Here is a 14,325-nt window from a genome sequence, read left to right on the forward strand (position 1 = left end):
GTTTTAATAATAGGCTTTGCGACGGCTCATTGATAAAGCCTAGATACGGGTTAATCGGTAGTTCGGGCTTTGATGTGATGGACGCACCTCCCTTCTAGCGTCGTTGTACCAAACTAATGGTGCATCCAGGAAGAACAGGAGTAACGAGTATGTCTATTAAAGTTGTTGGCATCGATATAGCCAAAAAACTCTTCTAGGTATGTGTGTTGGGTACTAACGACCAAATTTTGTCTAACTGCATAGTTAAGCGAGATAAACTTCTTGACACTGTCCGCCAACTACCAGAGAAAACACCTCTTGCCATGGAGTCATTTGATTACTACTCAAGCCACTGCTATCTGATAGACAGGTTGGAAGTTACATTGAAATAAAATTTGTTGGATACTTTGAAGTAAAAGAACCAAAATGAGCGAGTCAGCACGTAATCTCCCATTGTCTATTAAAATCAGCATTTCAATCCCCAAATCACTATCTGCATTGTTATACATTACTGCTGTAAGACACTTATCGAGCTTGGAAAAAGATGTATCAGCAATTTGCTAATTTAATAAGTCGAGAATTAGTTCGATTATGAGTGAACGCCCCACTATCCCACGGGCGCAGCCTCAGTAAGAGAAGTTCCAGGGAAGAAGTGATTCGAGATCTGGCTCTGGCTTAGCCAGCTCTTTCATGCACTGAACCAGGTAGTCGTACAAGATCAGTCCATTGGGGTTTTGTCGCAAAACTACCTAATGCTTTGCGGCAAAACCTCTTTCCTATGGAACTTATATCGGCACAGCACAGGCTTGTGCCGATATATTCTATGCAGAGCTTTTTAACTTCAGATGAAGAACAGTAAGATTAAAATCAGGTGCTAAGTAATTAGACGGTATGCTCCATTTCTCCAATATGCTTGACTATGTCGTGTAGATAAAAAAGGAACCAACATGCAAAGCATACACGTTGCCGGAATCTATTTAGGCAATACATCTTACAATGACAAAGCTTTTGAAACGGCCAGCTCAAAATCCTCCTGACAAAGCTCCCTGCTTAATTTGTCAAAGTAAACAGAATCTTCTCCTGCTGGTACTCGCGCCTTCAGTTCCTGCCCCTCAACAATGGATAAGACGGATTTTGCGACAGAGGCTGGTGAAGGGCCGTTATTAATTTTATCTACCACCTGTGGTAACAGAGTATTTGCCTGACTGGCATATGGCGACTCCTGACTGGTTGTAACAGAATTAGCTTGGAGGCCATTTTTAACAAAGCCAGTTTTAAATAACCCTGGCGCTACAGTGTGAACCTTAATACCAAACGGAGCCAGTTCGTATCGAAGAGAATCAGTGATACCTTCAACCGCATATTTACTGGAGTTATAATGAGTGAGCAAGGGTAAGCCCATTTTACCCAGGAAGGAACTCACGTTCACAATGATCCCAGATTTTTGCTCGCGCATAAAAGGAATAACGGCTCTGCACGTTCTTAAAATGCCGAAAACATTTACATCAAACTGTTGCATAAACTCTTCGTCCGTACCTTCTTCGACACTTGCCACCAGACCATAACCCGCGTTGTTAACTAAAATGTCCAGTGTGCCTGCATGCTGGATAATAAAGTTTATTGCATCTTCTACGTCCTGAGTTTTAGTGACATCACACACAACCGGTGTAATCGGCAGATCATGTTGTTCAAACACTACTTTTAACTCGGCTGCTTTTTCTAAGCTGCGAACACTACCGTAAACCTGATAGTTATTTCTGGCGAACAGTATTGCTGTTTCAAGGCCCATTCCAGAGTTTGCCCCTGTAATGAATACTACTTTTTTTTCTTTAGGTTGAGCATCAAAAGTCATTTCTTTCTCCTTTTTTGACATGCTGTTTTTAGCTTTGGTGTTCAGGTAACTGATTGTTTTTGTATAAATCTGCTATGTCATGGTTTTTGTCACGGTGTTTGGCTTCGTCATCGCGAATACATACCAATACGTCCAAAAAACTTGCTGAGTCTGGTAAATCGTAATATTTAATCGCGATGGTCGGGGCTAGTGGGTTAGGTAACAAACCAGCTTGAATCTGAGAAATATACTCGGAATAGCTGTTGCAGGCCTCTTCTTCAAAATACCCGACAATTCGATGAGCTGTTTTTGATGAAAACAGATAAATCAGTCCGTAAACCAGAATAAAAATAAACTGCAAGGCCATGACTAATATGCGTTCAATGATCGAAGGTTTGGTGACTTTAAGGAAAATCATCAGATGCATTCTCTCGTTGTCAGCTTCGTCCAGTAATTCCTTGATCCATCCGCCGTCATCTTTCATTCGTCTTAAAGCTTTTAAATGATTAAAGATCCCGGCAACCATCCCTGGTACGGCAGCGACTGTTTCCAGAAGCATTGCTCGTTTAGCTAAATGTTTGCCATAAAAAAAGTTAAGTGTTTTTTTAAGTACCCGAGTAACAAAAAGTGCCAGTTTTTCCGAAAATGTTTCCGGTAGATAGTGAGAATGTTCAAACGTCATATGTGATCCTGCGTATCCTGCCTGCTGGGGGCTGATTTCTTGCTTTTGGCTAAACGACTTTGTGAGGTCCAAAGCATTCGTAGTGGAACTGCTCTCTGGGAACTCCGAGTTCTGCTAACTGCCTTGCGATGTGTTGCATAAATCCCACTGGGCCGCAGAAGTAAATTTGTACCATGTCTCTTTTAACGGCGTCTTCGAATTCATTCAGATCCACAAAACCTGAGAAGTGATAATCATCACCTATGCAATCTTCTTCAGTTGGTTTGTTGTACCAAACCAGAGAATTCATGTTGGCATTGGCGTCCACTATCTGGTTGACGTGTTGTTTGAATGCGTGTTGTTTACCATTTTCGGTCGCATGTACCCAGGTTACCGGGGCTTTATGATCTTTAAGAGTTTCCAGCATAGAAAAGGTGGGGGTTAGGCCGACGCCAGCAGAGACAAGAACAACCGGTGTGCTTTCTTCGACTTCCATAAAGAAGTCACCCGCTGGTGAGGTGAGTTTAACAGTATCACCAAGGTTCAGTTCATCGTGCAGATAGTTTGAAACCAGACCTCCAGATTCACGCTTTACAGAGATTCGGTAAGTACTGTCCTGTACAGATGATGACAGGCTGTACTGACGGATTTCTTGAAACTCAAGTTTGTCGCTCTGAATGTAAATGCCAAGATACTGACCAGGTTTGAAAGCAGAAACAGGTTCACCATCAACTGGCTTAAATACAAAACTACAAATATTTTCGCTTTCCGAGCGCTTTTCAATTAATTCAAATTCACGAAGGCCACGCCAGCCCCCTGCAAGATTTTCGTTCTCCTGATAGAGCTGTTCTTCCCGTTCGATAAAAATATTTGCTAACACACCGTATGCTTCTTTCCAGGCATCGATGACTTCCTGTCCAGGAGAAAAGAAGTCGTCGATAGAGGCCAAAAGATGTCGGCCAACAATTTGGTACTGGTCTTTGGTGATCTGAAAACTGGTGTGCTTGTGTGCGATTTTTTCTACTGCTTCGAGTAAGGCAGGCAAGTTATCTATATTTTTGGCATACGTGATGATGGCATTGAATAAAGCTTCGCGCTGATCACCGTTTCGCTGGTTACTCATGTTAAAAATATTCTTGAGCTCGGGGTTGTGGATGAACATGCGCTCGTAAAAATGTGCGGTGAGTTTTGGCCCGGTTTCCTCCAGCAGTGGAGCAGTAGTTTTGACGATTTCAATGGTTTTAGCTTTGAGCATGATGACTCCCCTTTAACATGTATTTATAATGTATGTTTAATGTTGTATCTCAAATGTATCTTTAGATCAAGAAAAGTTCTATACATTGATGTGAGAGAGGAAACCAGTATGCAGTTAACCAACTTTACCTATTACGCACTTAGAACATTGATTTATCTGGTTTTGTCGCGAAGCATACCTAATGCTTTATAGTTATGGTACATTTTCCTATGTTGCGACCGCATGACCATTAAATTCACAGACCGTCATTTTCCCTCGGAGATCATACTGCAGTCCGTTCGTTACTATCTTTCCTACAAGCTGAGCTACCGTGAAATTGAAGAGATATTGGCAGAGCGTGGCATCATTGTTGACCACTCAACATTGAACCACTGAGTGATAAAGTATGCACCATTGCTGGAACAGCGAGCTAGCAAAAAGAAGAAGCCAGTAGCTTTTTCGTAGCGGATGGACGAACGTATATCAACGTAAAAGGCCAATGGAAGTATTACTACCGAGCCGTTGATAAATATGGTGATGTGATCGATTTTCTACTGCGTGATACGCGAGATAAAAAGGCAGCGAGAGCTTTTTCCAAAAAAGCCATCGGCCAACACGGACTATTTGAAAAGGTGGTGATTGATGGAAGATATTCCAATGCGTTGGCTCTGCATCATATCAATGTTGAGCTTTGGTAGAATGGCCTGATGCTCAACCTCATTGAAGTCCTTCAAATGAAATACCTGAACAATATTGTCGAGCAAAGCCACCGCAGAGTGAAAGGAAAGATGAACCAGGTACTAGGCTGGAAACCTGACGAAGGCGCGGTGGCCACATTAGCCGGTGTAGAACTTTGGGTGATGATTAAAAATGGACAGCTCGACAACCCTGAAGGCTTATCTGCTTGGGAGCAGTTTTACGCACTGGCAGACTAATTGTATCTGAAAATCAGTGAGCTTGTACTTCAGCATAACTTTGCGACAAAACCATAAAAAGATACACCTTCGCATTCGTACTATTTTACTCACCCCAAATAAGCGCCTCAATACATATAAATAGGTTATGTGATTGTTGTGTGTATAAGGGATGGATTACGGATAGAATCTATCTAAAGATCTTACGCCAAGCTATTAGGTCTAGGGCTCTTCTCCGCTTGCATGAGTCGGCGTATATAGACCAACCATAATCATGATCCACCGGCAAAGCCGGGGGTATGATGAAAGCCCCCGGAGGGGGCTATATTTATAAGCCTGAGAGTTGCAGTTGTTCTTGGCGTTTATCTTCTGATTCCTGATTTCTTATATATTCACGAATCATCTGTTCATCTAAACCAACAGTACTTACACAATATCCTCGCGTCCAAAAGTGCCGTCCTGTAAAATTGCGCTTCACCTGCAAATGGTCTCGATAAATCCTTATAGCTGATTTTCCTTTCAGAAAGCCGACTGTGTTTGCATCACTGTATTTGGGCGGAATCATCAGAAGCATATGAATATGATCTTTCATCGCATAGCCCTCCACAATCTCCACACCTTGTTGCCTACACAACTCCCTTAAAATCTTGCCGATATCTCGACGAAGAGAGCCATAAATGGCTTTCTTTCGATATTTAGGCACAAATACGACGTGATATTTGCAATAATGCTTTACGTGAGCTTGGCTCTGCCAGTCTCTCATCTTGGCCTCCTTGTGAACTTGCCGGTTCTATAAAGGAGGCCATTTTCTCACTTCTGCACGCCTGAACGGCGGAGCCTTGTCGAGTCACACCGCCAGAGGCGGTGGTTTACCAAGATTTAATTAAGATATTGATTTACAATGCTTCTTTGTCTTGTAAGTCAGTAATGTACCTTGTCATCATTATCTTCCACCCTGTTTAGCTTCAAAGGCCAATGTGTACAGTCTTTTTCTATAGAAGAAAGCACCCAGTCTATTTTAGTTCGGTGCCGTCGAGACAGGCGGTTTAAAGTTAAGGAATCAAGAACTGGTGAATCGTGCACCGTCGATCATTACGTCCGAAGACGTCTGCATGATCTCCCTGTTAGTGGTCGTCGTTGTAGTGTGGAAGTTGAACTAGCTCAGACAAGAGACAAAGAAGGCAGAAGACTGATTGAAGCAACGGATTATGTTGCTAGAGGTGGTCGTTATACCGCTCGTTTTTGCAAATTCATAAGTGGGCTATGCCGATATATGAGCATTCATGCGGTCTCTCAACATTTAGGTATTCGCTGGGAGACCGTTAGAAATATTGATAGAGAATTCCTGCTTTCGACCTTACCAGCGCTAAAACCAAGCAAGCTTACCAACCTAATCCATATAGGTGTTGATGAAGTCGCTCGAGCTAAAAGGCATGACTATATGACGGTTGTTTATGACCTGGTTTCTGGCCATTTAATTTGGGTTGAGCACGGCAGAAGAGCGGAGGTTCTCATCTCATTTTTCGAGCAGTTATCAGCAGCCACAAGAGAAGGAATCAAGGCGGTTTCAATGGATATGGGGCTGCCTTATCAAGCGGCAGTAAGGAAAATGTTGCCCAATGCAGATATCGTTTTCGACCGTTTCCATGTAATGCAAAACTACTGTCTGTTAATCAAAAAAGAAGTAAGCGTCGAATTAAACCCACATTCCCACATCACTAGATCTCGTTCATAGTTTTCTCAACAACAAAGGAGGAACTATGAACCAACCTGAAAAACGACAATATTGGACGAGCGTCATTGAAAAACAAACAGCAAGCGGACTTTCTATTCCTGCTTTTTGCAAGGTGAACGACCTTAGCTATCCGACTTTTCATTACTGGCTGAAGAAGCTAACAGAACAAAACGACGAATCGCAACACGCGCACACCATTGTGATTAATGATGATATAGGCACTGATACTGTCGCTTTGCATTTCCCTAATGGTATTAAGGCGGAGCTGCCTGCGAACCTAACCCAGACACAAATCAAAACCTGGTTGCAGGTACTGCAATGATCCCCAGCGGCGCTATTTATCTCGTCTCGGGCGTTACAGATATGCGCAAGTCTATCGATGGCCTCTCAATCATTGTCGCTGATGTACTGGAAATGGATCCGCTCAGTGAAGCCTGGTTCATTTTCTGTAATCGTGGTCGTGACAAACTCAAAATCTTATTCTGGGATACCAACGGGTTCTGGCTCTACTATCGTCGCTTGGAAAAGGGGCGATTTAAATGGCCAAAACCGAATTACGCTGGCCATATTCAACTCTCCCGACAGCAACTTAACTGGTTGTTATCAGGCTTAACCATTGAAAACCCCAAGGCACACCAACCGATAATCGGCAAACAAGTGAGGTGATCGTCACTGATCGCCTCATTGCTGTTGAGTGATCTTTTAAAGCTGGCATTCTATCGTCATCAACTGAAATAAGTGTGACGAAAAATGACTGAACTTCCTGATGATGTAGAACAACTGAAAGCCATGTTGCTACAGCTTCAGCAAGAAAAACAAGCGCAGGCTGAAGAAATCATTGAGCTAAAAAGCACCGTTCAACTGCTCACGGAACAACTCAACCTTAGCAAATCCAAACGCTTTGCATCTCAAAGTGAGAAGTACCCCAAAGGCACCTTCAATGAGGCGGAGCAACAAAACAACCCAGCTCCCAAGCACCACAAAAAGGGCAGAAAACCCCTGCCGGATACACTAGAGCGAGAAACGCGCGTTCATACCCTGAATGCACCGCACTGTGACTGTTGCGGTGGTGCTATGCATGAAAGTGGTAGCGAGACTTCAGAAGAGCTGAAAATCATTCCACAGAAAGTCAGTGTGATCAGTCATCAGCGGACAAAATATGCCTGTCGAACATGTGAGAAAACAGCGTTACAAAGCCAGATAATCACCGCGCCTAAACCCGCCAGTATGATACCGAGAAGTATCGCTAGCCCGGAAACCCTGGCCGCAGTGGCAACCGCCAAATATGTGGATGCACTGCCACTCTATCGTCAGGTCGATATTCTTAAACGTGCCGATATCGATATTAGCCGAGGAACACTCGCTAACTGGTGCGTACAGCTCGGTGCCAAAGTGAATGTGTTGGTCGATGCGATGAAACAGCATCTCCTGGATGAATCACTTGTCTGCGCCGACGAAACCACCGTACAGGTACTTGATGAGCCAGATCGAGCAGCGACAAGCAAATCGTATATGTGGGTTTATCGCAGTGGCGAGTTCGCATCAAATCCAGTGGTTATCTATGACTACCAACCGAGTCGAGCTCAAACTTGTCCAAAAGGCTTTCTTGGTGATTACTCTGGCTACTTATTATGTGATGGCTATAAAGCTTACGAAGGGCTAAAGCAAGTCACCTTGGCAGGCTGTATGGCCCATGCCAGACGCAAGTTCACAGATGCCCAAAAGGCACAACCGAAAGGGAAATCAGGGCGTGCTGAAAAAGCCCTAGGGTACATCGGCAAACTGTACGGCGTGGAGAGTCAGAGCAAAACACAGGGCGCAGATAAGCGTCATCAACATAGACAAGAAAAGGCCAAACCGATATTGGCTGAGTTCCATACTTGGCTGAAAGAGAGCCAAGAAAAAGTGCTACCAAAAAGTCTGATAGGCAAAGCCATCAACTACACGCTTAACCAATGGGATAAGCTGACCACTTACCTTGAAGATGGCAATATTAGCATCGACAACAATGTGACAGAGCGAGATATCAGGCCGTTCACCACTGGCCGGAAAAACTGGTTGTTCTCAAAATCAGTTGCTGGCGCAGAGGCGAGTGCGAATTTATATAGCATCGTGATGACATGCAGAGCCAACGACATCAATCCTTACTACTACTTCTTGCAGCTGTTCCGAGTACTGCCAACGAGAGTACCTGGCGCAGACCTATCAGATCTACTGCCGTGGAATGTTGACTTTAGCGAGGCCGAATAAGGCCTCACTGGTTAACTGCGCGCTTACAAAAAGAAAGAGCCAAAGCCTTTAGAAATGGTTCTCACGAAGAAAAAAGAATGCTCAAGGGAACACTATTTCTCCTGCTCAAAAATGCCTATAAGTTGGATGGGAAACAGTCAGACAAGCTCGATGACTTGCTCGAAAGTAATAAGACTCTCTGCATTATTTATATGCTGAAAGAGCAGCTACAAGCGATATGGGATGAGCCATGCTACGAGACAATGGTTAACGCACTGGAAGCTTGGTGTCGTCTTGCCAAATCAACCCGAATTCTTTCCTTATGTAATTTCGCCGACGCGCTGCTAGACAGAAAAGTTGGTGTCTGTAACTACGCAAAATACAAGTTAACCAACGCTCGAGTTGAAGCAGGAAATGTCTCTATTGGTTTACTCAGACGAAGAGCTCGTGGAGTGAGAGATACGGAATACTTCAAACTGAAGATTAGGCAAACATCTGTTCCTGATACTCACTCTACTTTTTACCCAAATATCAAGCTCAACTAAGCGGAGAAGAACCATTTATGTATTGTAAAAATAGGTTGCCGATGTAGTTCAGTCATCGGAGCCAACACACAATGGGGCATAAACGTGTTAGTGCTTTTAATCTAACTTGTGTTAATCTAACTTGTATGTTTCGGATTAAAGAAAGTATGGGTAACGCCGTGCATAAGGTGCGCCACGATGAACATACCAAGAAAACCGTCCCACACCAGTTTGTATGTGAATTATTCCAATGAGTTAGGAATAAAATTACCTTCCAGATCCAATAGAAAACGATATCTACCTATTTTTACATTATGTTTATTAAAATTCCCATCAGGACTAGTAACTTTGCCAATATAATCTGACACTTTGCTGTAGAGAATTTCGCCAAACTCCTCATTTGTAAACTCATTCAACTCCATTGTATCTGGTAACTCAGTATGAATGCTTGTTTTTTGGTCGAAGCGATCGAATTTAGTGAAGAATCGAGGTCTATACTTAAGTTTATTATTAATTAACGTTAAGTGCGCTAATATTTCTCGCAATTGAAGAGGCGAGCAAGGTCCTGTTACTTTTTCAATATACGGCTTAATGAAATAAGAACTAGCACATGAGTCATCGAGAACAGATACTATAGCCACATCCCCAATGCGTAACATAATAGTGTTGGAAGCATAAGTATCACAAAAATCAAATTGAGAGTAATTGGGGCTAACTTTTGCAGGTAAGACAATTATCGAACCAAAACAACGTTCATCAAATTCTACACTAGTTTTTAACGTCCGAACCAAGCAATGAATATGATGCATAAAACTCCAATCATAATCACTTGCTATTGTTTCCGTACCTTTGCGTTCATCCAAATGCTTTCTTAAATAAGAATCTTTTAAATGGGTTTTAAAGAAGATTAACGCCATCCATAAGAATAGCTTCTTAGGTCCATTTTCAATAATATATTCATTTAATGATTCATGCCCATTTTCAAATGCAGATTTAATTTCAGATTCAACCGTTTCGCCAAGAAAAGAGTTACACGTTTTGCAGCAAGGTACAACATAGCGCTCATAGGGAATTTTAGCTTTGTTTGGTAAGGTTACTTTTTCTTTATAAATATCAAGCTTTCGAAGAACCCATTTAGGGATGATATGTTCGTCATTAAAAACCGTATCTTCTGGGGAGGCACCACATATAAAACAATGATTCCCAGTACAGATATCTGAAACGAAACGATCCATACCGAAGAATAAAACTGTACCTTCTATATCTTCAATTGTGCCATCATCAAACATAATTACGGCTTTCATATTATCTCCATTCATTAAGAGGTAAGCAACGCTATGCCAAACTCACTGCATAGCTCCGAAATCACTTTACTCAATACAAACTGAAAGTTCCACGTGTTGCGAATCCATCTTGAAGCGTTATACTTAAACGTCAAAGCTGGAAAATATACAAGCATCTAAAATACAAGGAGTGATGTTCAGTCTTTCTGATACTTGCTGAAGAATGTCTTGTACTAACAGATATACAGTCTCATCTCCCAAAGCTGTTGCGCTAGGGACGAAACTAACACCTAACTCTTTCATTACTTTTGTTACTCTGCTATCTAAAGGAATTTCGTACTTTGATAAACCGAGCCACTGAATATAATTTCTAGATTGCTTTAGGCCTAACCCTTTGAAATGTTGACGCAGATAGTCAGATGCTAGCTTTTCTGCTTCTTTATGATCTGTTTGAAACGCCAAGTCCAATACTTTTGTCAGTTGTTCCCATCTACCACTTTCTAAATCACTAAAAATGGCGGCTAAGTTTTCTGCGATAATATTAGTTCTTCTTAGACCTGCTGACGTTAGCTCTTCAAATAGCATTAACTCAAGATCATTTGATTTTAGACATTCCATATAATCTAAAGCAGGACTATTTGAATTTAAAAACTTAGATACCGCAGAGTTTGGACCAGACCTTTGAACAGAGGTTACTTGACACCCAACATGAATGAACCACAAATTTTCTCGAGAAATGTCGATACTCTCCCGATCTACATTTTGCTTTTGTCTATTTTTGACGAAATCATTGTCTATATTTTGATTGACGAACTCTCGCCATGGTTCTAAATCATCATCACTAAAGATCCACTGTAACTTCATCCCATTTCCTTAAGCATAACGCCGCGCTCTGCGGCAAATTTTGAGCGCAGCGGAAAATTTGTCCGACATAGCCGCCTTGTTACGTGTTTTTTGTTCGCTAACCCATAACCATCAACTTCTTAACTCTTTCTGCTGGGCTTAGTGAAAATAACTCTTCATCTCTTATCAGCTTAATTAAGCAATCTATACCGATTTTAATAACCTCTGTTCTCAATGCTTCAATATCTTCTCTTTCGATTAATTTGCTGTTTTTACCATGAACGATATCACTTCTAAGGCCGTACAACTTTTTCAGTCGTTGGAAAAATACTTCTCTATTTTCTGGCTCAGATAAATATTTAGAAATGCTTCCAGTTACTTTAAATGTGGTTTCAAATGCTTCGCTAAAGATTCCTTCCCAAGCAATGATTGCATCCTCAGCTTGATGCCTTTCAAAAATCGCATACTTAATTCTTTTCATTGGCACCTTGATTGGCATCATATTAAGTTCAGAAAGATCCTTAAACCAATCGCAAATAGTTTCCACTTTCCCCTGACTAATCTGAATATAGTTTCTTGCTTGTTCACTACCATGTGAATAATTGCCAGGCTGTACCAATGGGAATCCATTTTCTGAGAAAGATGTACTAACCCCACGGTCTTCTAAAGTAGAGAAAATAATTGAAAACTTTAGCGCATCAACGCATTTATCTTGTTGATCATAGACTTCTTTCGACATATTCCTATTGCAGGAAGATTCTAGTTTTGAGACTTTAGTCTTGTGCTTAACTTCTAGAATATTTCCACTTAGATAGCGACCATCTTCGCCTGTATGTGTAGTAACCAGCCTGTTTGTATGCATGCTCGGATTTGAGATATCATCAATTTGACTTAAGCAAGCATTACCAAAATCGATTGAGCTAAATCCATCTAAGCTAAGCCCTTTAATTCCCACAAAGCTCGAATATTCAACTTCATTTCCTTCTGCAAGATTTCTTAGGATATCTAAACTTGTTTCAATTTCAGAGATGAAGCCTTCAAGAGAATAATTAATTTTATTACAAGCGTTATGAAATGCACGACTTAGTATTAGGCTACATGCCCCGCACATTTGTGTGTAGAATTCCAAGCCATCTTCGGTAATAAATACAAATGCATATTCCAACTCATCTTTTTCATTTGTTATAGCATTTAGAGAATCATTTTTTATCAGTTCTATAAAATCATTATATTCCGCTAACCCTGAATTAATGCTGTACTGATGATTTGGAGATTGTGTTGATGATTTCACAAGAAAATTCGGATATTCTATTATGGCAATATCAACAAGAAATTTTAGTACTCGATCCTCGGTCTCAATGACGGGAAATTCACCACCGCAAATTTCTCTATAAATATTAAAAAGGCTTCGATTTCCATCTTTAAGTGATCTTAAATAAAAATCTACTCCGTCTCCATAACCTCCTTGCACGACAAATTGAATACGGCACTGCTGAATTTTGCTTGCTAAATCATCCAACACATTTGTTTGCTCAACAGAAAATTGAAATCTGTCAAAATCCAATTCCTGTGTAATCTCATCATTGGTATTCAGAATGTAGTTTAAAAGCTTAATGCCTACATATTGTTTAATGATCTGAAACTGTCTTTTATCCATAGAAACTCTTCAATCATATACTTTGCGATACACGTAACAGTGTATTAGGCAGCATGCTCCTTTTTACGCAGCTACCGCACAGGTTCTTTGCGTACACTATAGCCACAAAAAATACGTTTTTTCAATGGGTTAAATCACCAAATAGTACGGGTAAGCATTTAATGGATTCTGGCAAACTAAGTATTTTAATTTAACGCGACCTAGTATATGTCAAGAACCATGAATAACCCCTTTATTATCAATTGGATAGAGATAAGCATGCTAAACAAAAATGCAATCCTTGTCTCGATAATTCCGAGAAAGAAGAAAAATTCAATGGACTTCAATTATAACTGTATATACAAGCAGTTATAACGAGTACGCCACACATGGCAGCTTTTCATTTATGTGCCAAGTGCCAACCAAATTACCTACCTAGCAATCCAGCATTCTTATTGAGTAGCTTCTGACGCTTTTTAGCGAATACCATTCCTAACCTTGCATCAGAGTCATGAGAGAAAGTATGGAAAATCGGCTGGCGCGATCTGCTACTGAGTAAATACGTTAACACTGAAAGGGGCATTATTGAGTGTTCGAGTTAAATCTGATCACATACTTATTGTTCGATTTCTGGTATTGAGAGTAATAGCAAATGTTTAAGCGCAGAGGCGTTGAGAAGCCAGTTTTGATGCCTAATCTATGAGTTTACCGTAATGGGCATAATGAGCACTTCAAATCTCCCTAATGTTTTGAAAAGATTCCATATATCAAGGGGAAATCTATGGGTACGATATTAGGATTCATTATTTTAGCTATCATCGCTTATTTTATAAAAAAGCGCTATGGCTTAACTATGACTAAATTCTTCGAGAAAAAAATAGCTGAGCATAACCAAAAGAAAAAAAGAAAGAAGAAAAGAAAAATCGATATTAAACAATATTCCCATACAATGCTCCATGAATGAAAGCCTGTCACTAACGACCTTAGTGTTGTGTTCTAAACCGACAAGCACGATTAGAAATGTATCGTAAAATCACATGAACAGCATGTGAGTGAGCTTTGGCTCTAAATGGTTTTGGGGCGTGCGACGTGAAGTCGTATGAAGCGCTGTTCACCGCTTAACGAGTGAACCATCTGTATCACCAGATGAACCTAGGAGCCTGAATAAAGTAGCGGCTCTGACAATGTAACGAAGATAGGCCACAGGCCAATCGGGGTCTAAATCGTGAGACGACGACCCTCCTGATAACCACAAATCGGGTGTGCGACATGAAGTCGTATGAAGCGCTGTTCACCGCTCAACGAGTGAACCATCTGTATCACCAGATGAACCTAGGAGCCTGAATAAAGTAGCGGCTCTGACAATGTAACGAAGAACGGGGATCATACCGTTCGGGATCTAAATCGTGAGAGGTTGATTCTCCTGATAACCACATAAATCGGGTGAGTGCTAGGT

Annotated in this window: 11 protein-coding genes and 4 pseudogenes; 8 read left to right on the plus strand and 7 right to left on the minus strand. The window is 41.2% G+C overall.

Annotation, left to right across the window (positions count from 1 at the left end):
• Positions 1 to 203: 203 nt before the first annotated feature.
• Positions 204 to 308: pseudogene (locus AC51G0_RS28540) on the plus strand (IS110 family transposase); the annotation flags it as partial.
• Positions 309 to 970: 662 nt separating this feature from the next.
• Here AC51G0_RS28540 and AC51G0_RS28545 read toward each other — a convergent pair.
• The 3 genes from AC51G0_RS28545 to hmpA are packed head-to-tail and all read right to left on the minus strand — an operon-like array spanning position 971 to position 3,726.
• Positions 971 to 1,831, minus strand: a complete 861-nt coding sequence (locus tag AC51G0_RS28545) for an SDR family oxidoreductase (protein ID WP_496302918.1) — start codon at positions 1,829 to 1,831, stop codon at positions 971 to 973.
• 28 nt (positions 1,832 to 1,859) lie between these two features.
• Positions 1,860 to 2,492, minus strand: a complete 633-nt coding sequence (locus tag AC51G0_RS28550; RefSeq protein ID WP_496302919.1) for an alternative oxidase — start codon at positions 2,490 to 2,492, stop codon at positions 1,860 to 1,862.
• 49 nt (positions 2,493 to 2,541) lie between these two features.
• The gene (gene hmpA, locus AC51G0_RS28555) at positions 2,542 to 3,726 is read right to left on the minus strand and encodes an NO-inducible flavohemoprotein (RefSeq protein ID WP_496302920.1); all 1,185 of its coding nucleotides are present in this window, start codon (positions 3,724 to 3,726) and stop codon (positions 2,542 to 2,544) included.
• Between the two features lie 222 nt (positions 3,727 to 3,948).
• Between hmpA and AC51G0_RS28560 the strand changes: the two are divergent.
• A pseudogene (locus AC51G0_RS28560) lies at positions 3,949 to 4,499 on the plus strand (IS6 family transposase); the annotation flags it as partial.
• Between the two features lie 448 nt (positions 4,500 to 4,947).
• On the opposite strand, the gene tnpA (AC51G0_RS28565) reads toward AC51G0_RS28560, so the two are convergent.
• Positions 4,948 to 5,382, minus strand: coding sequence for an IS200/IS605 family transposase (gene tnpA, locus AC51G0_RS28565; protein WP_496302921.1), 435 nt, complete (start codon positions 5,380 to 5,382; stop codon positions 4,948 to 4,950).
• Between the two features lie 171 nt (positions 5,383 to 5,553).
• Between tnpA (AC51G0_RS28565) and AC51G0_RS28570 the strand changes: the two are divergent.
• The 5 genes and pseudogenes from AC51G0_RS28570 to AC51G0_RS28590 form a co-directional block, all read left to right on the plus strand.
• Positions 5,554 to 6,333 (plus strand): annotated as a pseudogene (locus AC51G0_RS28570) (transposase); the annotation flags it as partial.
• A gap of 46 nt (positions 6,334 to 6,379) precedes the next feature.
• On the plus strand, positions 6,380 to 6,676 hold the full coding sequence (gene tnpA, locus AC51G0_RS28575; protein ID WP_496301046.1) for an IS66 family insertion sequence element accessory protein TnpA: 297 nt from the start codon (positions 6,380 to 6,382) through the stop codon (positions 6,674 to 6,676).
• A complete protein-coding gene (gene tnpB, locus AC51G0_RS28580; RefSeq protein WP_128786309.1) occupies positions 6,673 to 7,020 on the plus strand; it encodes an IS66 family insertion sequence element accessory protein TnpB in 348 nt (115 codons plus the stop codon). The genes tnpA (AC51G0_RS28575) and tnpB overlap by 4 nt, the downstream gene beginning before the upstream one ends.
• Positions 7,021 to 7,104: 84 nt before the next feature.
• Complete coding sequence (tnpC, locus tag AC51G0_RS28585) at positions 7,105 to 8,604, plus strand: IS66 family transposase (protein ID WP_496301045.1); 1,500 nt, start codon at positions 7,105 to 7,107, stop codon at positions 8,602 to 8,604.
• Between the two features lie 23 nt (positions 8,605 to 8,627).
• A pseudogene (locus AC51G0_RS28590) lies at positions 8,628 to 9,128 on the plus strand (ISL3 family transposase); the annotation flags it as partial.
• Between the two features lie 221 nt (positions 9,129 to 9,349).
• Here the strand turns inward: AC51G0_RS28590 and AC51G0_RS28595 are convergent.
• From AC51G0_RS28595 to AC51G0_RS28605, 3 genes are all read right to left on the minus strand, one after another.
• On the minus strand, positions 9,350 to 10,411 hold the full coding sequence (locus AC51G0_RS28595; protein ID WP_496302922.1) for a hypothetical protein: 1,062 nt from the start codon (positions 10,409 to 10,411) through the stop codon (positions 9,350 to 9,352).
• Between the two features lie 123 nt (positions 10,412 to 10,534).
• On the minus strand, positions 10,535 to 11,254 hold the full coding sequence (locus AC51G0_RS28600; RefSeq protein WP_496302923.1) for a hypothetical protein: 720 nt from the start codon (positions 11,252 to 11,254) through the stop codon (positions 10,535 to 10,537).
• Between the two features lie 97 nt (positions 11,255 to 11,351).
• The gene (locus AC51G0_RS28605) at positions 11,352 to 12,890 is read right to left on the minus strand and encodes a hypothetical protein (protein WP_496302924.1); all 1,539 of its coding nucleotides are present in this window, start codon (positions 12,888 to 12,890) and stop codon (positions 11,352 to 11,354) included.
• A 760-nt stretch (positions 12,891 to 13,650) separates the two neighbouring features.
• Here AC51G0_RS28605 and AC51G0_RS28610 point away from each other — a divergent pair.
• Positions 13,651 to 13,833: a hypothetical protein gene (locus AC51G0_RS28610; protein WP_496302925.1), complete on the plus strand. Its 183-nt coding sequence runs from the start codon at positions 13,651 to 13,653 to the stop codon at positions 13,831 to 13,833.
• Positions 13,834 to 14,325: the final 492 nt, after the last annotated feature.

The sequence above is a fragment of the Photobacterium sp. HL06 genome (genome assembly GCF_059552575.1).

Bases quoted from the DNA above. Each gene is read 5' to 3' on its own strand.
- AC51G0_RS28545 (WP_496302918.1), bottom strand. From the start codon at position 1,831: ATGACTTTTGATGCTCAACCTAAAGAAAAAAAAGTAGTATTCATTACA.
- AC51G0_RS28550 (WP_496302919.1), bottom strand. From the start codon at position 2,492: ATGACGTTTGAACATTCTCACTATCTACCGGAAACATTTTCGGAAAAA.
- hmpA (WP_496302920.1), bottom strand. From the start codon at position 3,726: ATGCTCAAAGCTAAAACCATTGAAATCGTCAAAACTACTGCTCCACTG.
- tnpA (WP_496302921.1), bottom strand. From the start codon at position 5,382: ATGAGAGACTGGCAGAGCCAAGCTCACGTAAAGCATTATTGCAAATAT.
- tnpA (WP_496301046.1), top strand. From the start codon at position 6,380: ATGAACCAACCTGAAAAACGACAATATTGGACGAGCGTCATTGAAAAA.
- tnpB (WP_128786309.1), top strand. From the start codon at position 6,673: ATGATCCCCAGCGGCGCTATTTATCTCGTCTCGGGCGTTACAGATATG.
- tnpC (WP_496301045.1), top strand. From the start codon at position 7,105: ATGACTGAACTTCCTGATGATGTAGAACAACTGAAAGCCATGTTGCTA.
- AC51G0_RS28595 (WP_496302922.1), bottom strand. From the start codon at position 10,411: ATGAAAGCCGTAATTATGTTTGATGATGGCACAATTGAAGATATAGAA.
- AC51G0_RS28600 (WP_496302923.1), bottom strand. From the start codon at position 11,254: ATGAAGTTACAGTGGATCTTTAGTGATGATGATTTAGAACCATGGCGA.
- AC51G0_RS28605 (WP_496302924.1), bottom strand. From the start codon at position 12,890: ATGGATAAAAGACAGTTTCAGATCATTAAACAATATGTAGGCATTAAG.
- AC51G0_RS28610 (WP_496302925.1), top strand. From the start codon at position 13,651: ATGGGTACGATATTAGGATTCATTATTTTAGCTATCATCGCTTATTTT.